This window comes from Streptomyces sp. NPDC001157 (assembly GCF_053598255.1).
On the sequence record NZ_JBSFJW010000009.1, the window covers coordinates 74,284 to 99,663 of the forward strand.

Annotated in this window: 23 protein-coding genes and 1 pseudogene; 16 read left to right on the top strand and 8 right to left on the bottom strand. The window is 71.4% G+C overall.

Annotation, left to right across the window (positions count from 1 at the left end; genetic code table 11):
- Window positions 1-23: 23 nt before the first annotated feature.
- The 5 genes from ACWDAG_RS18670 to ACWDAG_RS18690 all read left to right on the top strand — a co-directional run bounded on the left by ACWDAG_RS18670 (window position 24) and on the right by ACWDAG_RS18690 (window position 5,724).
- Complete coding sequence (locus tag ACWDAG_RS18670; protein ID WP_450696680.1) at window positions 24-809, top strand: DUF4142 domain-containing protein; 786 nt, start codon at window positions 24-26, stop codon at window positions 807-809.
- Window positions 810-933: 124 nt separating this feature from the next.
- On the top strand, window positions 934-2,250 hold the full coding sequence (locus ACWDAG_RS18675; RefSeq protein WP_450696681.1) for a DUF692 domain-containing protein: 1,317 nt from the start codon (window positions 934-936) through the stop codon (window positions 2,248-2,250).
- A 72-nt stretch (window positions 2,251-2,322) separates the two neighbouring features.
- Entirely contained in the window at window positions 2,323-3,081 is a 759-nt protein-coding gene (locus ACWDAG_RS18680) for a DUF4142 domain-containing protein (protein WP_450696682.1), read from the top strand.
- Between the two features lie 103 nt (window positions 3,082-3,184).
- The gene (locus ACWDAG_RS18685; protein WP_450696683.1) at window positions 3,185-3,985 is read left to right on the top strand and encodes a TIGR04222 domain-containing membrane protein; all 801 of its coding nucleotides are present in this window, start codon (window positions 3,185-3,187) and stop codon (window positions 3,983-3,985) included.
- Between the two features lie 98 nt (window positions 3,986-4,083).
- Complete coding sequence (locus tag ACWDAG_RS18690) at window positions 4,084-5,724, top strand: alpha/beta hydrolase (RefSeq protein WP_450696684.1); 1,641 nt, start codon at window positions 4,084-4,086, stop codon at window positions 5,722-5,724.
- Window positions 5,725-5,867: 143 nt separating this feature from the next.
- On the opposite strand, the gene hemQ is transcribed toward ACWDAG_RS18690, so the two are convergent.
- A complete protein-coding gene (gene hemQ, locus ACWDAG_RS18695; RefSeq protein ID WP_450696685.1) occupies window positions 5,868-6,599 on the bottom strand; it encodes a hydrogen peroxide-dependent heme synthase in 732 nt (243 codons plus the stop codon).
- 4 nt (window positions 6,600-6,603) lie between these two features.
- Window positions 6,604-8,064 carry a protoporphyrinogen oxidase gene (hemG, locus tag ACWDAG_RS18700; RefSeq protein WP_450696686.1) on the bottom strand — a complete coding sequence of 487 codons (1,461 nt, stop codon included), beginning with the start codon at window positions 8,062-8,064 and terminating at the stop codon, window positions 6,604-6,606.
- A 159-nt stretch (window positions 8,065-8,223) separates the two neighbouring features.
- Here hemG and ACWDAG_RS18705 point away from each other — a divergent pair, with 159 nt between their 5' ends.
- The 3 genes from ACWDAG_RS18705 to ACWDAG_RS18715 are packed head-to-tail and all read left to right on the top strand — an operon-like array spanning window position 8,224 to window position 10,808.
- Window positions 8,224-9,150 carry a DUF4349 domain-containing protein gene (locus ACWDAG_RS18705; RefSeq protein WP_450696687.1) on the top strand — a complete coding sequence of 309 codons (927 nt, stop codon included), beginning with the start codon at window positions 8,224-8,226 and terminating at the stop codon, window positions 9,148-9,150.
- Window positions 9,151-9,209: 59 nt separating this feature from the next.
- Window positions 9,210-9,377, top strand: coding sequence for a hypothetical protein (locus ACWDAG_RS18710; protein ID WP_450696688.1), 168 nt, complete (start codon window positions 9,210-9,212; stop codon window positions 9,375-9,377).
- A gap of 42 nt (window positions 9,378-9,419) precedes the next feature.
- The gene (locus ACWDAG_RS18715) at window positions 9,420-10,808 is read left to right on the top strand and encodes an FAD-dependent oxidoreductase (RefSeq protein ID WP_450696689.1); all 1,389 of its coding nucleotides are present in this window, start codon (window positions 9,420-9,422) and stop codon (window positions 10,806-10,808) included.
- A gap of 19 nt (window positions 10,809-10,827) precedes the next feature.
- Here ACWDAG_RS18715 and ACWDAG_RS18720 read toward each other — a convergent pair whose 3' ends face one another.
- Window positions 10,828-11,166 carry a hypothetical protein gene (locus ACWDAG_RS18720; RefSeq protein WP_450696690.1) on the bottom strand — a complete coding sequence of 113 codons (339 nt, stop codon included), beginning with the start codon at window positions 11,164-11,166 and terminating at the stop codon, window positions 10,828-10,830.
- A 125-nt stretch (window positions 11,167-11,291) separates the two neighbouring features.
- On the opposite strand from ACWDAG_RS18720, the gene ACWDAG_RS18725 reads away from it, so the two are divergent.
- A complete protein-coding gene (locus tag ACWDAG_RS18725; RefSeq protein ID WP_450696691.1) occupies window positions 11,292-12,116 on the top strand; it encodes a rhomboid family intramembrane serine protease in 825 nt (274 codons plus the stop codon).
- Between the two features lie 16 nt (window positions 12,117-12,132).
- Here the strand turns inward: ACWDAG_RS18725 and hemE are convergent, their stop codons facing one another.
- The gene (hemE, locus tag ACWDAG_RS18730) at window positions 12,133-13,209 is read right to left on the bottom strand and encodes a uroporphyrinogen decarboxylase (protein WP_450696692.1); all 1,077 of its coding nucleotides are present in this window, start codon (window positions 13,207-13,209) and stop codon (window positions 12,133-12,135) included.
- A gap of 126 nt (window positions 13,210-13,335) precedes the next feature.
- Between hemE and ACWDAG_RS18735 the strand changes: the two genes are divergently transcribed.
- From ACWDAG_RS18735 to ACWDAG_RS18745, 3 genes are all read left to right on the top strand, one after another.
- Entirely contained in the window at window positions 13,336-14,004 is a 669-nt protein-coding gene (locus ACWDAG_RS18735; RefSeq protein ID WP_450696693.1) for a DUF3000 domain-containing protein, read from the top strand.
- A gap of 229 nt (window positions 14,005-14,233) precedes the next feature.
- Window positions 14,234-14,896, top strand: coding sequence for a response regulator transcription factor (locus ACWDAG_RS18740; RefSeq protein WP_030939825.1), 663 nt, complete (start codon window positions 14,234-14,236; stop codon window positions 14,894-14,896).
- A gap of 265 nt (window positions 14,897-15,161) precedes the next feature.
- Window positions 15,162-16,466, top strand: a complete 1,305-nt coding sequence (locus ACWDAG_RS18745; RefSeq protein ID WP_450696694.1) for a ribonuclease D — start codon at window positions 15,162-15,164, stop codon at window positions 16,464-16,466.
- A 7-nt stretch (window positions 16,467-16,473) separates the two neighbouring features.
- Here ACWDAG_RS18745 and ACWDAG_RS18750 read toward each other — a convergent pair.
- Window positions 16,474-16,701, bottom strand: a pseudogene (locus tag ACWDAG_RS18750) (carbohydrate ABC transporter permease); the annotation flags it as partial.
- Window positions 16,702-17,106: 405 nt separating this feature from the next.
- Here ACWDAG_RS18750 and ACWDAG_RS18755 point away from each other — a divergent pair.
- Window positions 17,107-18,333 (top strand): thiolase family protein, encoded by a 1,227-nt coding sequence (locus ACWDAG_RS18755; protein WP_450696695.1) that lies wholly within the window; start codon window positions 17,107-17,109, stop codon window positions 18,331-18,333.
- The gene (locus tag ACWDAG_RS18760) at window positions 18,330-20,456 is read left to right on the top strand and encodes a 3-hydroxyacyl-CoA dehydrogenase NAD-binding domain-containing protein (RefSeq protein WP_450696696.1); all 2,127 of its coding nucleotides are present in this window, start codon (window positions 18,330-18,332) and stop codon (window positions 20,454-20,456) included. The genes ACWDAG_RS18755 and ACWDAG_RS18760 overlap by 4 nt, the downstream gene beginning before the upstream one ends.
- A gap of 61 nt (window positions 20,457-20,517) precedes the next feature.
- On the opposite strand, the gene ACWDAG_RS18765 is transcribed toward ACWDAG_RS18760, so the two are convergent.
- Both ACWDAG_RS18765 and ACWDAG_RS18770 read right to left on the bottom strand, forming a co-directional pair.
- Window positions 20,518-20,910 (bottom strand): hypothetical protein, encoded by a 393-nt coding sequence (locus ACWDAG_RS18765; RefSeq protein ID WP_450696849.1) that lies wholly within the window; start codon window positions 20,908-20,910, stop codon window positions 20,518-20,520.
- Between the two features lie 41 nt (window positions 20,911-20,951).
- Window positions 20,952-21,968 carry a hypothetical protein gene (locus tag ACWDAG_RS18770; RefSeq protein ID WP_450696697.1) on the bottom strand — a complete coding sequence of 339 codons (1,017 nt, stop codon included), beginning with the start codon at window positions 21,966-21,968 and terminating at the stop codon, window positions 20,952-20,954.
- Window positions 21,969-22,237: 269 nt separating this feature from the next.
- Between ACWDAG_RS18770 and ACWDAG_RS18775 the strand changes: the two genes are divergently transcribed.
- Entirely contained in the window at window positions 22,238-23,158 is a 921-nt protein-coding gene (locus tag ACWDAG_RS18775) for an NAD(P)-dependent oxidoreductase (RefSeq protein ID WP_450696698.1), read from the top strand.
- 207 nt (window positions 23,159-23,365) lie between these two features.
- Window positions 23,366-23,740: an NTP pyrophosphohydrolase gene (locus ACWDAG_RS18780; RefSeq protein ID WP_450696699.1), complete on the top strand. Its 375-nt coding sequence runs from the start codon at window positions 23,366-23,368 to the stop codon at window positions 23,738-23,740.
- Between the two features lie 12 nt (window positions 23,741-23,752).
- Here ACWDAG_RS18780 and ACWDAG_RS18785 read toward each other — a convergent pair whose 3' ends face one another.
- Window positions 23,753-25,279 (bottom strand): amino acid permease, encoded by a 1,527-nt coding sequence (locus tag ACWDAG_RS18785; RefSeq protein ID WP_450696700.1) that lies wholly within the window; start codon window positions 25,277-25,279, stop codon window positions 23,753-23,755.
- Window positions 25,280-25,380 lie beyond the last annotated feature (101 nt).

The following is a 25,380-nucleotide window of genomic DNA, read 5'->3' on the forward strand; positions in this document are numbered from 1 at the left end:
GGGTCCCGCGCGTATCCCCTGGCATGCGGATCAACGGTACGGCCCTGCTCGTGGCGGCCCTCGTCGTCACCATCGGAGCGATCGCTTTCCCCGTGTGGTCCTACGCGGACCGGTCGGGCACCGGTCAGGCGAACGTCGCGGCGGGGACCGTGAACACCCAGTGGGGTCCGCTGACCGCCGCCGACCGCGATCTGATCGTGCGGGTGCGGCTGGCGGGCCTGTGGGAGCTGCCCGCCGGGCAGCAGGCGATCGAGCGCGCGCCCAGCCAGGCGATCAAGGAGGCGGGCGACCACCTCATCGTCGGCCACACCGACCTCGACAAGCGGGTGCGGATCGTCGCGGCCCGGCTCGGCGTCGAACTGCCGAACCAGCCCAACGAGCAACAGCAGGGCTGGCTGCAGGAGATGACCGCGGCGACGGGCGCGGAGTACGAGTACAAGTTCGTGAACCTGCTGCGTTCGGCGCACGGCAAGATCTTCCCGGCCATCGGCACCGTCCGGAACTCCACCCGGAACACGCTCGTACGGCAGCTGGCCTCGGACGCCAACCAGACGGTGCTCGACCACATCACGGTGCTGGAGAAGACCGGCCGGGTCGACTTCGACGCCATCGCCAATGACGCGGTGGCCACCACGACCGCCAGCCCGACCGGCCCGTCGGCGCCGGTCCCCGGCCAGGTGGCGCCCTCGGCACCGGCCGCCGAGAGCACCGGTGACATCGGCACGACCTCCCGGCCGTCGCCGGGCACGCCGGGCACGGTCAACACGAACCGGCCGGATCCGGTGGACTCCGAGGGTGTGCTGCGGTGAGCCGAGCCTGCCGGACCGAACCTCAAATGTTGCTCTGAAGGTTCCGGCGACGGGATTCGCGTCCGAGCGGCGGGGCCATACCCCCGTCACGTTCTTGGAGGAGACCGCAGGGAGGGGACGGACCATGGAGCGACTGGGAACGGGCATCGGGTGGCGGCCGGAGATCGCCGACGCCGTGGAGCGCATGCCGGGCATCGACTGGGTCGAGGCCGTGGCCGAGAACGTGTGCCCCGGGCACCTCCCCGAGTCGCTGCAGCGGCTGCGCGCCCGCGGAGTGACCGTGATCCCGCACGGCGTCTCGCTCGGCCTCGGCGGCGCCGGCCGGCCCGACGAGCACCGGCTCACCGCACTCGCCGAGCGCGCCGAGGCGCTGGGTTCGCCGCTGGTCACCGAGCACATCGCGTTCGTACGGGCCGGCGGCCCGCTGACGGCGTCCCTGCTCCTGGAGGCGGGGCATCTGCTGCCCGTGCCGCGCACCCGGGACGCCCTCGACGTGCTGTGCGAGAACGTCCGCATCGCACAGGACGCGCTGCCGGTGCCGCTCGCCGTCGAGAACATCGCCGCGCTGATCTCCTGGCCGGGCGAGGAGATGACCGAGGGGCAGTTCCTGTACGAGCTCGCCGACCGGACGGGCGTACGGCTGCTGATCGACGTGGCCAACCTGCACACCAACCACGTCAACCGCGGCGAGGACCCGGCCAAGGCGCTCGCGGAACTTCCCCTGGAGGCCATCGCGTACGTCCATGTCGCGGGCGGCTTCGAACGAGACGGCGTCTGGCACGACAGCCACGCCCACCCGGTGCCGGAGCCGGTCCTCGACATCCTGACCGACCTCGCCTCGCGCATCTCGCCGCCCGGGGTGCTGCTGGAGAGGGACGAGAACTTTCCCGAACCTGCCGTGCTGGAGGGGGAGTTGGAGGCGATCCGGGGAGCCGTGGAGAAGGGACGGGGGGTGCGCGAGGAGACCGCGGCCGAGGCGGCGGTCGCGGCGGAGGCCGCCGCGAGTTCCGTCGCCCCCGCCTCCGACGCCGCCCGTCAGCGGCTCGGGCTCGCCCAGGCCGCCCTGCTGTCCGCGCTCGTCGCCGGGACACCCGTGCCGGAGGGGTTCGACCGGGTGCGGCTGGGGGTGCAGGCGCGGGCGCTCGCCGGGAAGCGGGCGGATGTCGTGGCCAAGGTCGCGCCCGAGCTGCCGGAGATCCTCGGGGACACGTACCGGCCCGCCTTCCTCGCCTACGCCCAGCGTCACCCGATGACCGGCGGCTATCGCCGCGACGCCCTGGACTTCGCCGGGCAGCTGCTGCTCGACGGACGTCTGGAGGAGGGCCGGGCCCGGCGGGAGCTCAGGGAGTGGTGGCTGGAACGGTCGGGGCCCGTACCGCGGTCGCAGCGGCCGGCGGTGAGGATGGCCAGGGCTGCCCGGCGGGTGCTCCTGCACCGCTGAGTGCGGGGGTGACCGCCGCGAGCAGGGGGCCCGCCGAACCCCGCAGTAATATGCGGTGCCGTAGGAGGCACCATGCGACCGCGACCACCCGTCACCGGCCGAGGCATATTCAGCGGCACCGGGGTCATCATCATCGGCCTGACGGCCACCCTGCTGGCACTGATCTTCCCGATCTGGTCGTACGCCGACCGGTCCGGGACCGGCGTCAGCGCCGACGTGTTGAACGCCGACACCGTGTCGACGCAGTACGGGCCGCTGTCCGCCCTCGACCGCGACTTCATCACGAAGGTCCGGCTGGCCGGTCTGTGGGAGCTGCCGGCCGGACAGCAGGCCGAACAGAAGGGCACCACCCAGGCCGTGCGGATGGCAGGGCAGCATCTCGTCCTGGGGCACACCTTCCTCGACCAGCGGGTACGGGATGTGGCGGCCAAGCTCGGGCTGCAGCTGCCCAATGAGCCGGGCGACCAGCAGAAGCAGTGGCTGGCGACCCTGAACGCGGCGCAGGGCACGGACTACGACAGCAAGTTCGCCAACATCCTGCGGCTGGCCCACGGCAAGGTGTTCTCGGTGGTCGCCCAGGTCCGCGCGAGCACCCGCAACTCGCTGGTGCGGGCGCTCGCCGACGACGCGAACACGACCGTGCTGGACCACATCAAGGTCCTGGAGGCCACGGGCTACATCGACTGGGACGCGCTCGCCCGGGACCTGGCGGCCGCGAGCACTCCCCCGCCGGCCGACCCGACCACGGGCCCCGGCCCCGTCGTCCCCCTCGAACCGTCCTCGTCCCCGGCCTACACGCTGCCGCCGGCCGCCTCCAGCCCTCCGCCGTGATCTCTGCCGGGCCACCGAACGGAACGTCACATACCGGCAACACTCCGTCCACATTGTGAACAGGGCATGGCATTCCCCCGGGCATCTGGCATAGAAACGCGGCATGTTCTGGGTCGTTCTCCTGCTGCTGGCCTGGGCCGCCGCCGGCACCGCGTGCACGCGGTTGTGCCTGGCCGCCGTACGTGCGGCGGCCGGGGACGCGGACGCCGGAGCGCATGCCCGGCGCCATGACCTGACGCTCTACGAGGCCGCGTTCCTGTCCGGCGGGCCCGGCAGGGTCGCCGATCTGACCATGGTCTCCATGGCCCGGCAGCGGCGCCTGCTGCTCGCCCACACGGGCTGGGCGACGGTGGTCGACCCGCGCGGCCGGGACGACATGGAGCGGTCCGTCATAGGGGCCATCGGTCCCGAGGGACAGAGCCGCATCGCCCCGGTCCGCGCGGCGGCGGCCTCCGCGGACGCGGTCGCGGGCCTCGGAGACCGGCTCGTCGACGCGGGCCTGGCCGTACCCGCAGGCGCCCGGACCAACGTCGCGGCCGGAGTGCGCCAGGTGCAACTCGCCGCGGTGGCCGTGCTCGCGCTGGGTGCGATCGCACTGCTGGTGCCCGCCCAGCCGGACATGCCGCGCGGCCTGGTCGCCCTGTGGTTCGCCCTGCCGCTCGCGCTGACGCTGAGCTGTCTGGCCATCGCCCGGGTCGAGGCCCACCCCTACTCGCGCTGGGCCTCCCCGGCCGGGCAGCGGCTGCTGGGCGCCCTGACCCGGCGCGTCTCGCAGGGTGACGACCGTATGTATCTCACCACCGTCGCCGTACGAGGCGTCCGCGCGATCGGTGAACCCGACCTGCGCGCGGCCTTCGCGCACCGCGACCAGTCCTGGCGCGAACCACACGCCAGGGGCGCATAGGGGGCATTGAGGCCGACACCGCCGAGGCGGTGCTTGCCTTCTGCATGCACCGAACGAAACATCCCTTTTGTCGCTGCCATGCACCGAAGGGACACGTCATGAGAGCTGCCGCCCTCTACTCGGCCGCCGGATCCTTGCTCCTGACCGCCCTCGCGGCCGGCCCGGCAGGCAGCACCCCCGTCGCCCCGGACGCGGCCGAACTGCAGGGTACGGCGGTGGCCGCCGCGCGTGCCCGGGCGGCGGGCATCGAGTTCGGGAAGTGCGCCGCCGCGCAGGACATGCCGGGCACCATGGAGTGCGGCACGGTGTCCGTCCCGCTCGACTACGCGCATCCCGGCGGCAAGCAGATCAAGCTGACCGTCAGCAGGGTGCGGGCCACCCACAAGGACCCCCACAACAGCAAGCGGCGGGTGCCCCGGCAGGGCGCCCTGGTCTACAACCCCGGCGGGCCCGGCGGCGACGGCCTGTACTTCCCGCTCGTCGGGATGCTCCCGGCGTGGAAGCGGCTCGCGGCCGCCTACGACCTGGTCGGCTACTCCCCGCGCGGCGTCGGCAAGTCCTCGCCCCTGTCCTGCGAGGAACCCAAGCTCTTCTTCAAGGCACCCTCACAGGCGCCGACGTACCCCTCGGAGGAGTACAAGCAGGAGCGCATCGAGCAGGCGAAGGCCTATGCGACGGGCTGCGCCAAGCGGTCCGGGGGCGGGCTGCAGTACTTCAACTCACTCAACAACGCCCGTGACCTGGACGTCGTGCGGGCGGCGCTGGGCGAGGGGAAGCTGACGTTCATGGGTGCGTCGTACGGCACCTACTTCGGGGCGCTGTACGCGACGCTGTTCCCCTCGCACGTGCGGCGGATGGTCTTCGACTCGGCGGTGAACCCGGCTCCCGAACAGATCTGGTACCGCAACAACCTGGACCAGTCGGCCGCGTTCGAGCGCCGCTGGGAGGACTTCCGGGAGTGGATCGCCCGGCACGACGACGTGTACGGGCTGGGGCAGACGGCCGACGAGGTGCAGGCCAGTTACGAGAAGGCGAGCGAGCAGCTGGCGGCGAAGCCGGCGGGCGGCAAGGTGGGACCGGCCGAACTGCAGGCGGCGTTCCTGTCGGCCGGCTACTACGACGACTACTGGCCGACCCGGGCGAAGGCGCTGTCGGCGTATCTGAAGGGCGACGAGAAGCCGCTGGTCGAGCAGGCCGGGCCGGCCACCGAGACGGCCGCCGAGGCGGAGAACACCAACGCCGTGTACACCGCCGTCGAGTGCAACGACGCGCCCTGGCCGACGGACTGGAAGGTCTGGGACCGGGACAACACCCAGCTCGCGCGCGTGGCGCCCTTCGAGACCTGGGACAACGCATGGATGAACCTGCCGTGCGCCTACTGGCCGGCGCCCCGGCAGCAGCCCCTCGATGTGCGGACCGGGCCGGGTGAGCTGCCGCCGACGCTGATCCTGGCGGCGGAGCGGGACGCCGCGACGCCGTACGACGGCGCCCGGGAGCTGCACCGGCGGCTGAGCGACTCGGTCCTGGTGACCGAGCGGGAGGCGGGCACGCACGGCATCGCGGGCGGCCCGAACCGGTGCGTCAACGGCTACCTGGACGCGTATCTGCTGGAGGGCCGACTGCCGGTGGAGGATGGGTCCTGCGCCCCGCACGCGGAGCCGAACCCGGCCGCGACGGACGGCCGCTCCCACCCGGCCCCCATCAAGGAGAACCTGAAGGGCAAGACCGCCCGGCCGTGAGGGGGCGCTCCGCTGGCTTTGCGGTTCTGCGGCGCCGCCGCGGGGCCCAATGCCGGGGCCCGACTGCGGCGCCGTTGTGGCTGGTCGCGCCCACGCGGCGGAGCCGCATATCGATACAGCCCCGCGCCCCTTTGGGGCGCGGGCTACGCCAGGCCCGCGACGAGTTCCGCGATGTCCTTGCGGCGGCCCGTGTAGAACGGGACCTCCTCGCGGACGTGCATCCGGGCCTCGGAGGCGCGCAGGTGGCGCATGAGGTCGACGATGCGGTACAGCTCGTCGGCCTCGAAGGCCAGGATCCACTCGTAGTCGCCGAGGGAGAACGAGGCGACTGTGTTGGCGCGCACGTCCGGGTAGCCGCGGGCCATCTTGCCGTGGTCGGCGAGCATGCGGCGGCGGTCCTCGTCGGGCAGCAGGTACCAGTCGTAGCTGCGCACGAAGGGGTAGACGCTGACGTAGTTGCGGGGCGTCTCGTCGGCGAGGAAGGCCGGGATGTGCGAGCGGTTGAACTCGGCGGGGCGGTGCAGGGCCATGTTCGACCAGACCGGCTCCAGGGCGCGGCCGAGCTTCGTGCGGCGGAAGAGGTTGTACGCCTCCTGCAGCTGGTCGCTGGTCTCCGCGTGCCACCAGATCATGAGGTCGGCGTCGGCACGCAGGCCCGACACGTCGTACGTGCCGCGGATGGTCACGTCCTTCGCGGCGAGCTGGTCGAACAGCTCCTGGACCTCGTCGGCGTAGCCCGCGCGGTCCTCGGGCAGCACGTCCTTCAGCTTGAAGACGGACCACAGGGTGTAGCGGATGACCTCGTTGAGGTCCTTGGCCAGCTTGCCCTTGTTCGCGATGCGGTCCGGGGCGGTGGTGGGGGCGTCGTCACTCATGCGGCTATTCTCCCGCTCCGCCGTGCAGACTCTGCACCGGGTTGGCGGTGAGCTCCTCCACACCCCGCAGGTCGCCGCCGATCTGGTCCACGGCCGCGTACGCGCTGGCGATGCAGGCCGGGATACCGACGCCGTCGTACTGGGCGCCGCACACGGCGAGGCCCGGCAGCTTGGCGACGTGCTCGCGGATGCGGGCCACGCGCGCGTGGTGGCCGACGGGGTACTGGGGCAGGCCGTCGGTCCAGCGGGTGACCCGGGTTTCGAGGGGCGTGGCGTCCAGTCCGGTGGCCTCGCGCAGGTCGTGACGGGAGACGTCCACCAGGCCCGCGTCGTCGCGCTGGAGGATCTCGGTCTCGCCGTACCGGCCGACGGAGGTGCGCAGGACGACCGTGTCCGGGTTCTCCTCGGCGATCCAGCCCCACTTCTGGGAGGCGAAGGTCGACGCCTTGATGGTGCGCCCGTCGACCGGCGGGACGAGGAAGCCGCTGCCCTCGGGGAGGGCGGTGTCGGTGCGGCGGTAGGCGAGGGTGACCAGAGCCATGGAGGCGTACTCGACGGCGGCGAGCTCGGTGGCGGCCTCCGGGGCCTCGGGGCGCAGGAGGCCGGCGGCCGCGGGTGCGGGGACGGCCACGACGACGGCGTCCGCGTGCAGCACACGGTCGCCGGCGACGACACGCCAGCCGCCGGGGGTCTCGCGGCGCAGCTCGGTCACCGGCGTCCCGGTCAGGATCTCGCCGCCGCGCGCGCGGACCGAGTCGGCCACGGCGAGGGGGAGGGTGCCGATGCCACCCTGGATGCCCATGAAGACGGGGCCGGTCTGCTGGGCGGCGGCCATCCTGGCCTGCAGCTCGCGGACGCCCTCCGTGAGCGAGTCGTGCGTCTTGGCGACCTGGTACAACTGCGGGACCGCCGAGCGCATCGAGATGCGGTACGCGTCGCCCGCGTAGACGCCGCCGAGGAGGGGCTCCACCAGGCGGTCGACGACCTCGCGGCCGAGCCGGGCCGCCACGTACTCCCCGACCGCCGCGTCGTCGCCGACCTCCGTGCGCGGCAGGTCGGCGTCGCGCTCGATGCGCGCCAGGCCCTCGTCGGACAGGACGCCGGTCAGGGCGGCCGCGGTGCCGGGGACGCCCATGACGTGGCCCTTGGGCATGGGGCGCAGGGCGCCGCGGGTCCAGATCGAAGCCGTCGCCGTGGCAGGTGGCTGCAGCCGGTCGTCGAGGCCCACCTCGCGGGCGAGGGCCACCGCTTCCGGTCTGCGCGCGAGCATCGACTCGGCGCCGAAGTCCACGCGGGCGCCCGCGATCTCCCCGGGCAGCAGCTTGCCGCCGACGCGGTCCGACGCCTCCAGCACGGTCACCCGCGCGCCCCGCTGCAACAACCGGTGGGCCGCGGCCAGTCCGGCGATCCCGGCTCCGACGACGACGACCCGCCCGGTGCCCGTACGACTCTCCACTTCGCGCATGTCCCCAAGCCTCTCAGACCCCTCTGACAGCGCGTCCGCGGCCCGGTGTCCTTCACGAGTCCTGACCGTGACCGCATCGGGACCGTCCGGGTCCAACGTCCCGGCCCCTTCGGGCGTCGAAGGAGGGTCAGTCGTCACGACCCTCGGGGGTAGACCCACATGCGCTCACGACATCCTGTACGGCCTGTCCCGACCCTGGCCGCGATCCTGCTCGCCGCGGCCCTCGCGCTCACCGGATGCAGCGGGAGCAACTCCGACTCCGGGGGCAGCAGCGCCGCCGACAAGGCCGCCCAGAGCGACGGGAAGGCAGCCGCGCCGGGCGGTGAGAAGAACGCGAGCGGCGCCGGGGACAAGCGGGCGCCGAAGCTCACCGCGAGCAGCATCATCCGCACCGCTTCGCTGACCGTGCAGGTCAAGGACGTACCGAAGGCACTCGACGAGGCCCGCACCACCACCCAGAATGCGGGCGGCTATGTCGGCAACGAGACCACCAGCCGCGACGGGAAGGGCCGCGAGCGCACCCGCGTCGTCCTGCGCGTGCCGGTCGACAAGTACGACGAGGTCCTCGCCGACCTCCAGGGCGCGGGCAAGCTCCTCGACCGCACCGCGAAGGCCGAGGACGTCACGGACCAGGTCGTCGACGTGGACAGCCGTATCAAGTCGCAGCGGGCCAGCGTGGCCCGGGTCCGGGAGCTGATGGACCGGGCCACCAAGCTCAGCGACGTGGTCGAGCTGGAGGGCGAGCTGAGCAACCGCGAGGCCGACCTGGAGGCGCTGCTCGCCCAGCAGGCGTCCCTGAAGGACCGCACGAGCCTCGCGACGATCACCCTGTCCCTCTCGGAGACACCGGTGAAGGCGGCGCCGAAGGACGACAGCCCCGGCTTCGCGGACGCGCTGGCCGGCGGCTGGGGCGCATTCGTGACGATGCTGCGCTGGCTCGCGATGGCGTTCGGCGCGGTACTGCCATTCGCCACGCTCGCAGCCCTGCTCACACTCGCCTGGCTGCGACTTCTCCGCCCCCGACTCCCACACCGCTCGACCCTGCCGACCGCGGCCACACCCACAAGCGGCAAGAACGAGGACTGACCGACACCGACCCGAAACGCCACACCCCCACAGCGGGCTCGCGCAGCCGGACCACGTACGTGACGAAGCTGCGCCGGCCCGCGACGGCGTTCGGCGCGGTACTGCCATTCGCCACGCCGGCGGCCCTGCTCACACTCGCCTGGCTGCGACTCCTCCGCCCCCGACTCCCACACCGCTCGACCCTGCCGACCGCGGCCACACCCACGAGCGGCAAGAACGAGGACTGACCGACACCGACCCGAAATGCCGCATCCCCGTAGCGTGTTCGCATGGACATGAGCGCTGCGAGGGAACGACTGGTCGTGATCGGCGGCGACGCCGCGGGGATGTCCGCGGCGTCGCAGGCACGCCGACTGAAGGGCCCCGACGAGCTGGAGATCGTGGCGTTCGAACGCGGCCACTTCACCTCCTTCTCCGCGTGCGGGATCCCGTACTGGGTGGGCGGTGACGTCGAGGAACGGGATCAGCTGATCGCCCGGACGCCCGACGAGCACCGCGCGCGGGACATCGATCTGCGGCTGCGGACGGAGGTCACGGAGATCGACGTGGCACGCGGCCGGGTACGCGCGCGTGACGTCGATTCCGGCGCCGAGTCCTGGACGTCGTACGACAAACTCGTGATCGCGACCGGCGCCCGCCCGATCCGCCCGGACATGCCGGGCGTCGACGCCCCCGGTGTGCACGGCGTGCAGACGCTGGACGACGGCCAGGCGCTCATCGACTCGCTCACGCGCACGCGTGGCCGTCGCGCCGTGGTCGTCGGGGCGGGCTACATCGGCGTGGAGATGGCGGAGGCGCTCATCAACCGCGGCTACGAGGTGACCGTCGTCAACCGCGGCAGCGAGCCGATGTCCACGCTCGACCCCGACATGGGCCGCCTGGTGCACGAGGCCATGGAGGGCATGGGCATCACCATGGTCGACGACGCCGAGGTCACCAAGGTGCACACGGGCGAGGACGGCCGGGTGCGGGCGGTGGCCACGGAGGACGCCGAGTACCCGGCGGACGTGGTGGTCCTGGGCATCGGCGTACGCCCGGAGACGGCACTGGCCAAGGCGGCCGGACTGCCCCTCGGCACCCACGGCGGTCTGCTCACCGACCTGGCCATGCGGGTGCGCGGGCACGAGAACATCTGGGCCGGCGGCGACTGCGTGGAGGTCCTCGACCTGGTCTCCGGCCAGGAGCGCCACATCGCCCTCGGCACCCACGCCAACAAGCACGGACAGGTCATCGGCACCAACGTCGGCGGCGGCTACGCCACCTTCCCGGGCGTCGTCGGCACCGCGGTCTCCAAGGTCTGCGACCTGGAGATCGCCCGCACGGGCCTCCGCGAGAAGGACGCCCGCCGGGCCGGCCTCCAGTTCGAAACGGTCACCATCGAGTCCACCAGCCGCGCCGGTTACTACCCGAACCCCTCCCCCATGACGGTCAAAATGCTCGCCGAGCGCCGGACGGGCCGCCTGCTCGGCGTGCAGATCGTGGGCCGAGAGGGCGCCGGCAAGCGAGTGGACATCGCAGCGGTCGCCCTCACGGCCGGCATGACGGTGGAGCAGATGACAGCCCTGGACCTGGGCTACGCACCCCCGTTCAGCCCGGTCTGGGATCCGGTACTGGTTGCGGCCCGCAAGGCATCACGAGCGGTGGCGCAAGGCTTTTAGGGGCGCGGGGCCCGTGGCCCTACGCCGACCCGTTGATCCGCTCGATCGCCTGCCGCGCCTGCTCCGCCGGAGGTCGCGGCGGCAACGACGACACCGAGGCGGTGGAGGTCACGGCAGGGGCGGCCGAGACCGCCGCCGGCTGCTCCCCCGCCGGCTTCGCATGCGCAGCACTCCGTACGGACCGCAGCCGGTGACTCACCGCCTCGTCCAGCGTCACCGGCCGCTGCATCTGCGAAGCCAGCCGTCCGGCCTCCTGGCCGAGCCGGGCGACGTCCTCCCACGGCAGCCTCACCACCAGGGAGATCTCCGCCTCCCCGTCGGGCGTGGCATGCATCGGAGGAGTAATACGGTCGTTCATCGCCTGTTCCTCACGTCGTCCCCGCGACCCGCCTTCCCCGTGCCGCGGGCGGTTGAGGAGACATACGCACGCGCGCGTGACCGCGTTCACCGATTCGCGCGGTCCACCGGGGGCACTAGTCCCTTGTGGTCATACCCGTCCATGACGTGAACCCGGTGCGCCGTACCCCCTGGGTGACCTACGCACTGATCGCCGCGAACGTGTACGTCTTCCTGTCCACGCCCGGCCTCGCCGGTTCCGTGGCGGGCGACAGCAGCCTGTCCCAGCTGTGCCACCTGCAGGCGTTCCTGGACCACTACGCGGCCGTACCGCGGGAGTTGATCCACCATCAGATGCCCCGGCTGGTCCCCACGGGCGCCACAGGGGTGGGCGCGCACGGAGCAGGCTGCGTGGTGGCCCCGCCGGGCTACCACAAGTCGCCCCCCGTGTCCGTCTTCACCGCGATGTTCCTGCACGGCAGCTGGCTGCACCTGCTCGGCAACATGCTCTTCCTGCTGATCTTCGGCAACAACGTCGAGGACCGCATGGGGCACATCAGGTACGCGCTGTTCTACGTCGTCTGCGGCTACGCGGCGTCGTACGGCTTCGCGCTGGCCAACGCCGACTCCTCCGACCCGCTGATCGGCGCATCGGGAGCCATCGCCGGGGTCCTGGGCGCCTATCTGGTGCTGTATCCCAAGGCCAGGGTCTGGATCCTCGTGCCCTTCCTGCTCTTCCTGCCGCTGAGACTGCCGGCCTGGCTGGTGCTGGGCTTCTGGTTCGTGCTGCAGGCCCTGTACTCGTCCGGCGAGGGCGTCTCCACCGCGGGGACCGTGGCGTACGCGGCGCACGTCGTCGGCTTCCTCGTCGGCATGCTGCTCGCCTGGCCGCTCAAACCGGGCACGCCCCCGCCGCCGGAACCGCGCGGCCTGCTGTTCGGCAGGAGGGCGCGGCCCCGGCACACGTGGTGAGCCGTCGAGAAGGGAGCTAGCGGGCCGTCTGTGTGTGGACGTACTCCACGAGCCGGGTCAGCGCGTCCGGGTCGGTGGACGGCATGACGCCGTGGCCGAGGTTGAAGACGTGGCCCTCGAGGCCCGCGGCCGAGTCGAGGACCTCGCGGGTCTTGGCCTCGACGGCCTCCGTGGAGGCGAACAGGACGGTCGGGTCGAGGTTGCCCTGGAACGCCTTGCCGGGGCCGACCCGGCGGGCCGCCTCGTCGAGCGGGACACGGAAGTCGACGCCCACGACGTCCGCGCCCGCCTCGCCCATCAGCCGCAGCAGCTCGCCCGTGCCGACACCGAAGTGGATGCGCGGCACGCCGTACCAGGCGACCGAGTCGAGGACCTTCGCGGAGGCGGGCAGCACCGAGCGGCGGTAGTCGGCCGGGGCGAGGGCGCCGGCCCAGGAGTCGAAGAGCTGGACGGCCGAGGCGCCCGCCTCGATCTGCACCTTCAGGAAGGCGGAGGTGATCTCCGCGAGGCGGTCGAGGAGGTCGGCCCAGAGCTCCGGGTCGCCGTACATCATCGCCTTGGCGTTCTCGTACGTGCGCGAGGGGCCGCCCTCGACGAGGTAGCTCGCAAGGGTGAAAGGCGCCCCGGCGAAACCGATGAGGGGGGTCGAGCCGAGCTCGCGCGTCAGCAGGCCGATAGCCTCGGTGACGTACGAGACGTCCTCGGGAGTGAGGTCGCGCAGCTGGGCCAGGTCGGCACGGGTGCGGATCGGGTTCGCGACGACCGGGCCGACGCCCGGCTTGATGTCGAGGTCGATGCCGATGGCCTTGAGCGGGACGACGATGTCGCTGTAGTAGATCGCCGCGTCCACGCCGTGCCGGCGCACCGGCTGGAGGGTGATCTCGGTGACGAGTTCGGGGCGCGTGCAGGACTCCAGCATCGGGACGCCCTCGCGGACCTTGCGGTACTCGGGCAGCGAGCGCCCGGCCTGCCGCATGAACCACACGGGCGTGTGCGGCACGGGCTCGCGCCTGCACGCCTTGAGGAAGGCCGATTCGTACGTCGCTGCCTGCTGTGTCCGGGCCTGGCCCGCGGGGCTCTCGTTCGCACTCACGACCGCAAGTCTCGCACGGCGCCCGAGGCGTCACGGCCGGGGTTCATGGGGCACTATCCGGACATGCGGACCCCGCACGGGTGTCCCTCCCTGCGCGAAGCCCCCGTTCCCCTTAATCTTCCCCGCATGGCTGCGGCTCAGGGACGACTGTCGGACGGCGCTGACGGAATGGACGACACCAAGGAGGGGGATCGGAATGGCGGCGATACGCCTCCGTTGCCCTTCCGGGCTGCCGTCGACGCGCTGAGGACCGCGCGGCTGCGGCCGCAGATCGAGATCGAGCCGGCTCCGGCGCCCAAGCGGCTCGCGCCCTTCGCCTACGCGTTGGAGGCCACCGTCGTCGACGGCGACCAGGACCTGGCCGACGGCCGCCTGGTGCTGCTGTACGACCCCAACGGGCACGACGCCTGGCGGGGCGCCTTCCGGCTGGTGACGCTGGTGCGCGCGGAGCTGGAGCCGGAGATGGCCGCCGACCCGCTGCTGCCGGACGTGTGCTGGTCCTGGCTGACCGGCGCGCTGCAGGCACGCAGCCTGTCGTACGGCGAGGCGAGCGGCACCGTCACACGGGCGAGCTCGCACTACTTCGGTGGTCTGGCGGAGCGCCCGGCGGCCTCGCAGATCGAGATCCGTGCCTCCTGGACGCCTCGCGAGGGCCTGGGCGGGGTCCCGGACACGGCGTCCCATCTGACCTCCTGGTGCGACCTGCTGGCCCAGGTCGCGGGCCTGCCGCCGGCCGGTCCGGGTGATGCGTCGGTCGTGACGCTGCCGCAGCGGCGCGACCCGCAGGCACGCTGACCGGCACCTTCACCATCCACCGTCGTCTTGACCGTCACTTTGTCGATACGGCCACTTTCAGTCATGAACAGGGCCGCGAACGAACCGATTCGTTCATCGCGCGATCGATCGCGTGTCCGAATTGCACTAATTGATACTCACTAAATCGTGATCTTTCCCTAAAGGACTTCGGGTTTGGTGCCGAAGACGACTGTGACCTTGAAAGTCGTCCCGCACCCCAGGAGGCCTGGTGTCCGTTCTCCTCGAGCAGCCCGCAAGCCTGGTCGCCTACCGCCCGAACAAGCCGACCGCCATGGTGGTCGTGGCCGATCCCCGCGTCCGCTCCACCGTGACCCGCCATCTGTGGGCGCTCGGTGTGCGTGACGTCATCGAGGCCTCGTCCATCGCGGAGGCTCGTCCCCGCATCGGCAACCCCCGCGACATCTGCGTCGCCGACGTCCATCTGCCCGACGGCTCCGGCCTCACCATCCTCTCGGAGACCCGCGCGGCGGGCTGGCCCAACGGCCTCGCCCTGTCGGCCGCCGACGACATCGGCGCCGTGCGCAACGCCCTCGCGGGCGGCGTCAAGGGCTATGTCGTCACCGGCACCCGTACCAACGTCGGGCTCCCCACCCGGCCGGGCGCCGCCCCCATCGGATCCGCCGCCGCGCGTATGCACCGCCGCCCCCCGGGTGCCCCGAGTCACCCGGGTGGCTACCGCGAGCTCTCCGGCCGCGAGGTCGAGGTGCTGCGACTGGTCGCGGAGGGCCAGTCGAACAAGGCGATCGGTGTTTCGATGGGCCTGTCCGCGCTGACCGTCAAGAGCCACCTCGCCCGCATCGCCCGCAAGCTCGGCACGGGCGACCGCGCCGGCATGGTCGCGGTGGCCCTGCGGACCGGCATCATCCACTGACCCGTACGTCCCTGCCCTTTACCTCTCCCCCTCACCTCTCCCCCTCACCTCTCCCCCTCACCTTTCCCCGCTCCCTCCCCCGGTCCCTCCCCTGTACATCTCTGCCATTCACGGACGTGAACAGGATCGGCCACTGATCCCCCGCCCGTGTCCCACCTGTCGTGAACCGGATCTTTCACCGACCTGACTGGTTTACGACCCCCAGGCGCCCGTCGACGGAACGTTACGTCGGCGGGCGCTGTCCATACACAGATACCCTTGACACGTGACCGACGCCCAAGAGACCGCAGCAGACAGCTCACTGCGAACCACCGGAGGCGCCCCTCCGGAAGACGGCGGAACATCTGTTACGGGGGCGCCGAACGCAGAACCGAGCCCGGAACCGACCCCTTTGCTCGAGCCGCGCGAGGGCATTCCACCCGTGATCGCCGACGCGGACGCGCTCGCCGAGATGGTCGCCGCCTTCGCGGCCGGTTCCGGCCCCGTCGCCGTCGACGCGGAACGCGCGTCCGGCTACCGCTACGGCCAGCGCGCCTATCTCGTCCAGCTGCGCCGCGAGGGCGCCGGGACCGCGCTGATCGACCCCGTGGCCTGTCCCGATCTCTCCGGCCTCGGTGAGGCGCTCTCCGGTGTCGAGTGGGTGCTGCACGCGGCCACTCAGGATCTGCCGTGTCTGCGCGAGATAGGCATGGTGCCGACACGGCTGTTCGACACCGAGCTCGCGGGCCGCCTCGCCGGGTTCCCCCGGGTCGGCCTCGGCGCCATGGTCGAGAACGTCCTCGGCTTCGTACTCGAAAAGGGCCACTCCGCCGTCGACTGGTCGACCCGCCCGCTGCCCGAGCCGTGGCTGCGGTACGCGGCGCTGGACGTCGAGCTCCTGGTGGATCTGCGCGACGCCCTGGAGAAGGAGCTGGACCGGCAGGGCAAGCTGGAGTGGGCCCGGCAGGAGTTCGACGCGATCGCCTCGGCCCCGCCGCCGGAGCCCCGCAAGGACCCCTGGCGCCGTACGTCCGGGATGCACAAGGTGCGGCGGCGCCGGCAGCTCGCCGTGGTGCGGGAGCTGTGGCAGACGCGGGACCGGATCGCCCAGCGGCGGGACGTGTCGCCGGGGAAGGTGCTCGGGGACGCCGCCATCGTGGAGGCGGCGCTCTCCCTTCCGAGCAACGTGCACGCGCTGGCCGCCCTGAACGGGTTCGGGAACCGGATGGGCCGGCGGCAGCTGGAGCAGTGGCAGGCCGCGGTGGACCGTGCGAAGGCGCTGGCGGAGGCACAGTTGCCGGCGCCGGGGCAGCCGGTGACGGGGCCCCCGCCGCCGCGCGCGTGGGCCGACAAGGACCCGGCTGCGGCGGCTCGCCTGTCGGCGGCCAGGGCGGCCGTCTCCTCCCTCGCCGAGCAGCTGAACATGCCTCAGGAGAACCTGATCACGCCGGACACGGTGCGGCGGGTGTGCTGGGAGCCGCCGAAGGTCGTCGACGCGGACTCGGTCGGTGCGGCGCTTGCCGGTTTCGGCGCGCGGGCCTGGCAGGTCGAGCAGGTGACGCCGGTGTTGGTCGCCGCCTTGTCCGCCTAGGCAGACCTCACCTCGTCGCCCCTCTCGTGAAGCCGTTGTAGATGTACCGCTCCAGGCACGGGAAGACGATCAGTGTCGGCAGGATGACCAGAATTGCTCCTGCCGAGATCGTTTCCCAGTGGGCGCCGAACGGTCCTTTGAAGCGGAACAGGGATGTCGAGATCACGCCAACATCTTGGGACGGTATGTAGAGGAAGGTGGCGTAGAAGCCGTTGTAGACGGTGATGCCCCTCGGGACCGGGACACTCCTGACCCGGCTGCCGCCCGGCCCGCCCTGTACTGCCTGGAGCACACGCCATGACCACGTCCCGCGCCACCATCAAGGACGTCGCCGCGCGTCGGTGTGTCCATGGAGTGGGCGCGCCGAACCTCACCGCCGCGGTGAGCCAGTGATCACCAGGGAGGGGCCGGGTTCGCATCACGTGCCTACGCCGGTACTGACGCCTCCGGGGGTCTGCAGCACCGCCGCCTCGGTGAGCACCGTCGGCGGCTGCAGGACTGCCAGTTTTTGATGTGACCTTCGCCGCTCCACCCCCCAGGACTGTGCAGCTACGTTACCCGTAAGTAGCATGGGTCCTGAGCGCGCGCTCAGCGCATGCGTGCCGCAGCAGTGCCATCCCGCATCTGGAGGAGAGCCATCGTGCCTCGTACCGTCAGGGACGTCGTCTTCGTCGACGGCGTCCGTACCCCGTTCGGCAAGGCGGGCCCGAAGGGCATCTACCACGAGACCCGTGCCGACGACCTTGTCGTGAAGGCGATCCGGGAGCTGCTGCGCCGCAACCCCGGTCTCGACCCCAAGAAGATCGACGAGGTCGCCATCGCCGCGACCACGCAGATCGGTGACCAGGGGCTCACCCTCGGCCGCACGGCCGGCATCCTCGCCGGGCTGCCGCAGTCGGTCCCGGGCTACTCCATCGACCGGATGTGTGCCGGTGCGCTGACCGCCGTGACCACCACCGCCGGTTCGATCGCCTTCGGTGCGTACGACGCCGTCATCGCCGGTGGTGTCGAGCACATGGGCCGCCACCCGATGGGCGAGGGCGTGGACCCGAACCCGCGCTTCGTCAGCGAGAAGCTGGTCGACGAGTCCGCGCTGTTCATGGGCATGACCGCGGAGAACCTGCACGACCGCTACCCGACGATCACCAAGCTGCGCGCCGACGAGTACGCCGTGCGCTCGCAGGAGAAGGCCGCCAAGGCGTACGCCAACGGCAAGATCCAGCAGGACCTGGTGCCGATCTCGGTGCGCCGGACGAACGCCGAGGCCGGTGAGACGGGCTGGGGCCTGGTCACCGCCGACGAGCCGATGCGTCCCGGCACCACCCTGGAGAACCTCTCCGGACTGAAGACGCCGTTCCGTGTGCACGGCCGGGTCACCGCCGGCAACGCGGCCGGTCTGAACGACGGTGCGACCGCCTCGATCATCGCCTCCGAGGACTTCGCCCGCGAGAACAACCTGCCGGTCAAGATGCGCCTGGTCTCGTACGCCTTCGCCGGCGTCGAGCCGGAGGTCATGGGCTACGGCCCGATCCCGGCGACCGAGAAGGCCCTCGCCAAGGCCGGTCTGTCGATCGAGGACATCAACCTCTTCGAGATCAACGAGGCCTTCGCCGTCCAGGTGCTCGCCTTCCTGGAGCACTACGGCATCGCCGACGACGACGCCCGCGTCAACCAGTACGGCGGCGCGATCGCGTACGGCCACCCGCTGGCCTCCTCCGGCGTCCGTCTGATGACGCAGCTGGCCCGCCAGTTCGAGGAGCAGCCGGAGGTCCGTTACGGCCTCACCACCATGTGTGTCGGCTTCGGCATGGGCGCCACGGTGATCTGGGAGAACCCGAACCACAAGGACGCCGGAGGCAACAAGTGAGCACCACCGAACTCCTGAAGGGCGCGGCCGATCTGTTCCCCGACGAGGTCGTGACGTCCGCGCACGTACGCCACCTCGACCTGCCGTTCGGCGCCGGGCGCTTCGCGCTCATCACGCTGGACAACGGCTTCGACCACACCAAGCCGACCACCTTCGGCCCGGCCTCGCTGGCGAACCTCAACACCGCCATCGACCAGGTCGAGAAGGAGGCCTCAGCCGGCGAGATCGTCGGTGTCGGCATCACCGGCAAGCCGTTCATCTTCGCGGTCGGCGCCGACCTCAAGGGCGTCGAGCTGCTGAAGGAGCACAAGGACGCACTCGCCATCGGCAAGGGCGGCCACGAGGTCTTCAAGCGGCTGTCGGGCCTCGCGGTGCCGACCTTCGCGTACTACAACGGTGCCGCCATGGGCGGCGGCGTCGAGGTCGGTCTGCACTGCAAGTACCGGACCGTCAGCAAGGCGCTTCCGGCGTTCTCGCTGCCCGAGGTCTTCCTCGGTCTGGTTCCGGGCTGGGGCGGCTGCACGATCCTGCCCAACCTGATCGGTGCCGACAAGGCCGTCTCGGTGATCATCGAGAACAGCCTCAACCAGAACAAGCAGCTCAAGGGCCAGCAGGTCTTCGACCTCGGTATCGCGGACGCGATCTTCGAGGGCGCCGACTTCCTGGAGCAGTCGCTGATCTGGACCGCCCAGGTGCTGAAGGGCGACGTCGAGGTCGAGCGTCCGGTGATCGACCGCGGTGAGGCCTGGGACCAGGCCGTCGCCAAGGGCCGCTTCATCGCGGACAGCAAGGTGCACGGCGCCGCCCCGGCCGCCTACCGTGCCCTCGACATCATCGCCGCCGCCAAGAACGGCGACCTGCAGCAGGGTTACGACGCCGAGGACAAGGCGCTCGCCGACCTGATCATGGGTGGCGAACTGCGCGCCGGCATCTACGCGTTCAACCTGGTGCAGAAGCGCGGCAAGCGTCCCGCCGGTGCCCCGGACAAGAACCTGGCGCGTCCGGTCACCAAGGTCGGTGTCGTCGGTGCCGGTCTGATGGCCTCGCAGCTGGCTCTTCTCTTCCTGCGCCGCCTGGAGGTGCCGGTCGTGCTGACCGACATCGACCAGGAGCGCGTCGACAAGGGTGTGGGCTACGTCCACGCCGAGATCGACAAGCTGCTCGGCAAGGGCCGTATCAACCAGGACAAGGCCAACCGCCTCAAGGCCCTGGTCACCGGTGTGCTGGACAAGGCCGAGGGCTTCTCCGACGCCGACTTCATCATCGAGGCCGTCTTCGAGGAGATCGGCGTCAAGCAGCAGGTGTTCGCGGAGGTCGAGGCGGTCGCCCCGGCGCACGCGATCCTCGCCACCAACACCTCCTCGCTGTCCGTCTCCGAGATGGCGTCGAAGCTGAAGAACCCCGAGCGGGTCGTGGGCTTCCACTTCTTCAACCCGGTCGCGATCCTGCCGCTGCTTGAGATCGTCCGCGGCGAGCAGACCGACGACGCCTCCCTGGCCACGGCCTTCGCCGTCGCCAAGAAGCTGAAGAAGACCGCGGTGCTGGTGAAGGACGCCCCGGCGTTCGTCGTGAACCGCATCCTCACCCGCTTCATGGGCGAGATCCAGAACGTCATCGACGAGGGCACCCCGGTCGAGGTCGCCGAGAAGGCCGTCGAGCCGCTCGGTCTGCCGATGTCCCCGCTGGTGCTCCTGGAACTGGTCGGTCCCGCGATCGGTCTGCACGTCTCGGAGACCCTCAACCGGGCCTTCCCGGACCGCTTCACGGTCTCCCCGAACCTCGCGGCCGTCGTCAAGGCGGGCAAGCGCGGCTTCTACGTCTACGACTCCGGCAAGCCGGAGCTGGACCCCGAGGTCGCGGCGCTGCTCAAGCAGGGCGATGTCGTCCTGACCGAGGAGCAGGTCCGCGAGCGTGTTCTGGACGCGGTGGCGCAGGAGATCGGGCTCATGCTCGACGAGGGCGTCGTCGCCGAGGCCCAGGACATCGACCTCTGCCTGATCACGGGCGCCGGCTGGCCCTTCCACCTGGGCGGCATCACGCCGTACCTGGACCGCGAGGGTGTCTCCGAGCGCGTGAACGGCAAGAAGTTCCTGGCTCCGGGTGTGGCGAGCGTCCCGGCGTAGCGGTCCCCGTTCGGACGTACGGTGCCCGGCACATCGGTCGATGTGCCGGGCACCGGCATTTTCATTCCGCCGGCGGGCGGTTGTCCTCGACGTGGATGACATGCAACTCGGTGGCGTCCTGGTCGCGTTTGGAGCGGCCGTGGATGCCGACGGCGAGGTGCGAGGGGTCGGCGGACTCGTCGAGCGCGACGAAGGTGACGACGTCCGGGTGGTGGCCGGTCACCAGCCACCCTTCGCCGTTCTTGAGTTCCAGCACACGGAAGTCGCCGGCCGAGGTCGCCACCTGCACAGGTCCGAACTCCCGCAGGGTCTCGGTGGCCCGCTCGGCGAGTTCTCCGGTGGGCTCTTCGATCACCACGCAGGTGCCGTGCTCGAACAGCACCCATGACTTTCCGGAGCCGCTGAGGAGACGCCGCCAGGCGTCGATGAGTGTCTCGGTGTCCACGGCGGCCATCATGGTGCATGCCGGTCCCGGCCGCCTCGGGGCAGCGGCGATCACGCCTCCCGCCAGGCCTCCAGCGCCAGCCCCGGCTCGTCCTTGCGGCGGGTGAGCAGGAGTCGTCCGGTCGACGGGGACAACGTTGCCGCCACCACGCGGCCGTCCTCGTCCACCGCGAGGGACACCGCGGCGTCCGCGGGCAGGGCCGCGCCCGACTCGGTCCACCAGGCGCCCGCCGACTCCTCCTCGGTCGGGTACGCGGCGAAGGCGACCCGACCGCTCGCCGAGCGCTGCGCGAGCAACGTGCAGTCGTGGCCGTCGAGTTCGCAGCGCACCGCGCAGACGGGGCCGGGCCCGGCGGAGGGCAGCAGGGTGACGGGCTTGGCGCCGGGGCGCCAGGCGCACAGGTCTCCCGACTCGTCGGTGTAGAAGAGCGTCGTACTGTCCGGGGAGGTGGCCAGCGCGTACAGGGTGTCCGGGCGGACCGGCGCCTCCATCGCCTCCTCCAGAACCGGCTGGGCGCCCGCCTCCTCCTGCCGCCAGTGCAGCATGCCGCCGGGGACGGCCGCGTACACCTCGACGCGCCCCGACTCCCCCGTGACCGCCGCCAACTCCCCTTGCACGTCACGTCCCTTGAGGTCCCGCCAGGGGTCCCAGCCGCCCTTCTCCTTCTGCGCGACCATGCTCACGCCGCCGCCGTTGTTGCGGACGAAGACATGGGCGCGCCCCTCGGCGTCGACCGCGACGGCGGGCGGGCCGGTGAGGGCTCCCTTCTTGTCCGGGTGCCCGATGGGCGACCAGTCGAGGGCGGCGAGCCGGGGCCGGAAGTGGGTGGAGTGCACGAGACCGGCCTCGCCGGGCACGGTGGGCCGCCAGGAGACCAGATGGGCGTAGGAGTCGCTGCCCTGTCCGACCGCGGGTGACGAGTGCAGCGTCTGCTCGCCGCCGACCCGGTGCGCGGCCGTCCAGGGGCCGCCGGGTGAGCGTTCCGCCCGGCACAGGAGGGCGTCGTCCGCGGGGAGGTAGACACTGAGCCGGCCGTCACGGCCGCGCAGGAGCCAGTCGCCGTTCACCGCTTCACTCTAAGCCGGGCGACACGCGGGCCGCGGCCCGGCCCCCAGGCCCTGTCGTTCGGATCAGGTCGGCTGCAGGGAGCGGTGCCTTGCAGCCTCCCCGAGCGGGGTCCCCCACGCCTTTGAGGCAGTAGGAGAGCGCATGCCAGACCCCGCGACGCCGAGCTGATCCAACCGGCAGGGCCTACGTCCTGGTGCGTGCGTCCGGACGCCGAGCGGGCAAGCTGTTCCTCAGCAACCACAGCAACAGCGAGAAGGAAGCCGATCTCATGACCGACCAGCTCACCGTGAGCGTCCTCGGCACCGGCATCATGGGCGCCGCCATGGCCCGCAACCTCGCCCGCGCCGGCCACTCCGTCCGCGCCTGGAACCGCACCCGCGCCAAGGCCGAGCCGCTCGCCGCCGACGGAGCGCACATCGCGAGCACACCCGCCGAGGCCGTCCAGGGCGCCGATGTCGTCCTGACCATGCTCTACGACGGTCCGGCCGCCCTGGACGTCATGCGCGAGGCCGCCCCCGCGCTGCGCTCCGGCGCCGCCTGGGTGCAGTCGACCACGGCCGGCATCGAGGCGATCGCGGACCTGGCCGCGTTCGCCGCCGAGCACGGGCTCGTCTTCTACGACGCCCCGGTGCTCGGTACCCGCCAGCCCGCGGAGGCCGGGCAGCTGACCGTGCTGGCCGCCGGGCCCGTCGAGGGCCGGGCCGCGGTGGAGCCGGTGTTCGACGCGGTGGGCGCCCGCACGCTGTGGACCGGGGACGACGGCGCGGCCGGCAGCGCGAGCCGGCTGAAGCTGGTCGCCAACAGCTGGGTTCTCGCCGCGACCGCGGCGACCGGCGAGGTGCTGGCCCTGTCCCAGGCCCTGGGCGTCGATCCGCAGAACTTCTTCGACCTGATCGCGGGCGGCCCGCTCGACATGGGCTACCTCAGGGCCAAGGCGTCGCTGGTCCTCGACAGTCGGTTGTCCCCGGCCCAGTTCGCGGTGGCCACGGCCGCCAAGGACGCCCGTCTGATCGTCGAGGCCGGGCAGCGGAACGGTGTCCGTCTGGACGTCGCCGCCGCGACCGCCGCACGCATGGAACGGGCCGCCGAGCAGGGCCACGGCGACGAGGACATGGCCGCCGCGTACTTCGCCAGCTTCGACGAGAAGCCGGTGGACCAGGGGCTGTCCGGCGGATCAGGTCGGCGATGAGGAACTACGCAATCCGGTACCTGCAGCCGCAGGGCGGAGGAGGCTGTGACATCAGCCGCTGCCGCGGCGGGCGACGCGCTGGGGTCCCCCCGCTCGAACGAAGTCGAGAGTGGGGACGTCCGCAAGCGACGACAACGCGGCGACGCCGAGCTGGTCCGCCGGACCGGCCCTGGCGGACGGCAGCGGCAGCTGTGCGAACCTTGCCGCATGACTGAGAGCGACCCCCTGCTCGTGATCGTGGATGCCGCGAACGTCGTCGGGTCGGTACCCGACGGCTGGTGGCGTGACCGGCGGGGGGCCGCGGAACGCCTGCGCGACCGGCTCGCCACCGACGGTCTCCCGGGCCACTCCGGGCCCGTGGAGATCGTCCTGGTGGTGGAGGGGGCGGCGCGCGGGGTGGAGACGGTGCCCGGCGTCCGGGTGGAGTCGGCGCCGGGCAGCGGGGACGACCACATGGTCGACCTGGTCGCCGGGGCGGGGGAACGCCCGGTCCTGGTGGTGACCGCGGACCGGGAACTGCGGCGGCGGGTACGGGAGTTGGGGGCGGAGGTCTCGGGACCTCGTACCGTCAGGCCTGCGTGACAAGGGAGTCGGCTACGCCCCCTGCCCGCCCCCCGGCGGCTTGAGGACCTCACCGACCCCCGTCTTCTCGCCCCGCGCCAGACGGCTGTGGGAGCGGCCGTAGAGGAAGTACACGACGAAGCCGATCACCATCCAGATGGCGAACCGGAGCCAGGTCTCGGCGGGCAGGTTCAGCATCAGCCACAGCGAGGCGCACACCGACAGGATCGGGATGACCGGGACCCACGGGGTGCGGAAGGCGCGGTGCAGGTCGGGGCGGGTGTTGCGGAGGATGATCACGCCGATCGCGACGACGACGAAGGCGAAGAGCGTGCCGATGTTCACCAGTTCCGCGAGTTCGCTGAGGCTGGTGAAGCCCGCGACGATCGCGATGATCCCGCCCAGCAGGATGGTCGGCCGGTGGGGAGTCTTGAACCGCGGGTGGACGTGCGAGAAGAAGCGCGGCAGCAGTCCGTCGCGGCTCATCGCGAAGAAGACCCGGGTCTGGCCGAGGAGCAGGATCATGCAGACCGTCGTCAGCCCGACGGCGGCGCCGAAGCTGATGAAGCCCGCGAACCAGGGGTGCCCGGTGGCCTTGAAGGCGTCGGCGAGCGGGGCACTCACGGAGAGCTTGGTGTAGTGCTCCATGCCGGTGACGACGATCGACACGGCGACGTACAGCACCGTGCAGATGACGAGCGAGCCGAGGATGCCGCGCGGCATGTCCCGCTGCGGGTTCCTGGTCTCCTCGGCGGCCGTGGCGACGACGTCGAAGCCGATGAACGCGAAGAAGACGACGGAGGCCGCGGTGAAGATGCCCATCACGCCGAAGTTGGAGGGCGCCCAGCCGAACATCAGCTGGATGAGCGGGGCCTTGAGGCTGCCGCCCGCCTCCACGGTCTGCGACTTGGGGATGAACGGCTGGTAGTTGTCGCCCTTGACGAAGAACAGGCCCGCGACGATCACGGTCAGGACGACGGTCACCTTGATGGCGACGACGACGGAGGTGACCCGCGCGGAGAGCTTCGTGCCCACCACGAGGATCGCCGTCAGCACCAGGACGAGGGCGGCGGCGAGGATGTCGAAGCCGAAGCCGTGCGCCCCCTCCCTGCCGCTCAGCCTCTCGGGCAGATGCCAGCCGGCGTTGTCGAGGAGCGAGGCGATGTACCCGGACCAGCCGACGGCCACCACCGCCGTGCCGAGCGCGAACTCCAGGACCAGGTCCCAGCCGATGATCCAGGCGGGCAGTTCGCCCAGGGAGGCGTACGAGAAGGTGTAGGCCGAGCCGGCCACCGGGACCGTGGAGGCGAACTCGGCGTAGCAGAGAGCGGCGAGCCCGCAGGCGACGCCGGCCGCGACGAAGGCCAGGGCGACGGCCGGGCCCGCGTTGTTCTTGGCCACCGTGCCGGTGAGAACGAAGATGCCGGTGCCGATGATGACGCCGACGCCGAAGACCGTCAGATCGAGCGCGGACAGGGATTTCTTGAGCGCGTGCTCGGGTTCCTCGGTATCGAGGATGGACTGCTCGACCTTCTTCGTCCGGAAGAGGGTGCTGCTCACGGGCTTACCTCCCACGCTTCGTCGTCCTCGACATGATCGAGAGGGGGCGTACTGCGTATGCCCCGGCGCGGACGGATTCACGCAGATGGGCCGCTTTCACC

Bases quoted from the DNA above. Each gene is read 5' to 3' on its own strand.
- ACWDAG_RS18705 (WP_450696687.1), top strand. From the start codon at position 8,224: ATGCGCTCACGACATCCTGTACGGCCTGTCCCGACCCTGGCCGCGATC.
- ACWDAG_RS18675 (WP_450696681.1), top strand. From the start codon at position 934: ATGGAGCGACTGGGAACGGGCATCGGGTGGCGGCCGGAGATCGCCGAC.
- ACWDAG_RS18690 (WP_450696684.1), top strand. From the start codon at position 4,084: ATGAGAGCTGCCGCCCTCTACTCGGCCGCCGGATCCTTGCTCCTGACC.
- ACWDAG_RS18780 (WP_450696699.1), top strand. From the start codon at position 23,366: ATGACTGAGAGCGACCCCCTGCTCGTGATCGTGGATGCCGCGAACGTC.
- ACWDAG_RS18685 (WP_450696683.1), top strand. From the start codon at position 3,185: ATGTTCTGGGTCGTTCTCCTGCTGCTGGCCTGGGCCGCCGCCGGCACC.
- ACWDAG_RS18680 (WP_450696682.1), top strand. From the start codon at position 2,323: ATGCGACCGCGACCACCCGTCACCGGCCGAGGCATATTCAGCGGCACC.
- hemG (WP_450696686.1), bottom strand. From the start codon at position 8,064: ATGCGCGAAGTGGAGAGTCGTACGGGCACCGGGCGGGTCGTCGTCGTC.
- ACWDAG_RS18775 (WP_450696698.1), top strand. From the start codon at position 22,238: ATGACCGACCAGCTCACCGTGAGCGTCCTCGGCACCGGCATCATGGGC.
- ACWDAG_RS18715 (WP_450696689.1), top strand. From the start codon at position 9,420: ATGGACATGAGCGCTGCGAGGGAACGACTGGTCGTGATCGGCGGCGAC.
- ACWDAG_RS18735 (WP_450696693.1), top strand. From the start codon at position 13,336: ATGGCTGCGGCTCAGGGACGACTGTCGGACGGCGCTGACGGAATGGAC.
- ACWDAG_RS18670 (WP_450696680.1), top strand. From the start codon at position 24: ATGCGGATCAACGGTACGGCCCTGCTCGTGGCGGCCCTCGTCGTCACC.
- ACWDAG_RS18765 (WP_450696849.1), bottom strand. From the start codon at position 20,910: ATGGCCGCCGTGGACACCGAGACACTCATCGACGCCTGGCGGCGTCTC.
- ACWDAG_RS18720 (WP_450696690.1), bottom strand. From the start codon at position 11,166: ATGAACGACCGTATTACTCCTCCGATGCATGCCACGCCCGACGGGGAG.
- hemQ (WP_450696685.1), bottom strand. From the start codon at position 6,599: ATGAGTGACGACGCCCCCACCACCGCCCCGGACCGCATCGCGAACAAG.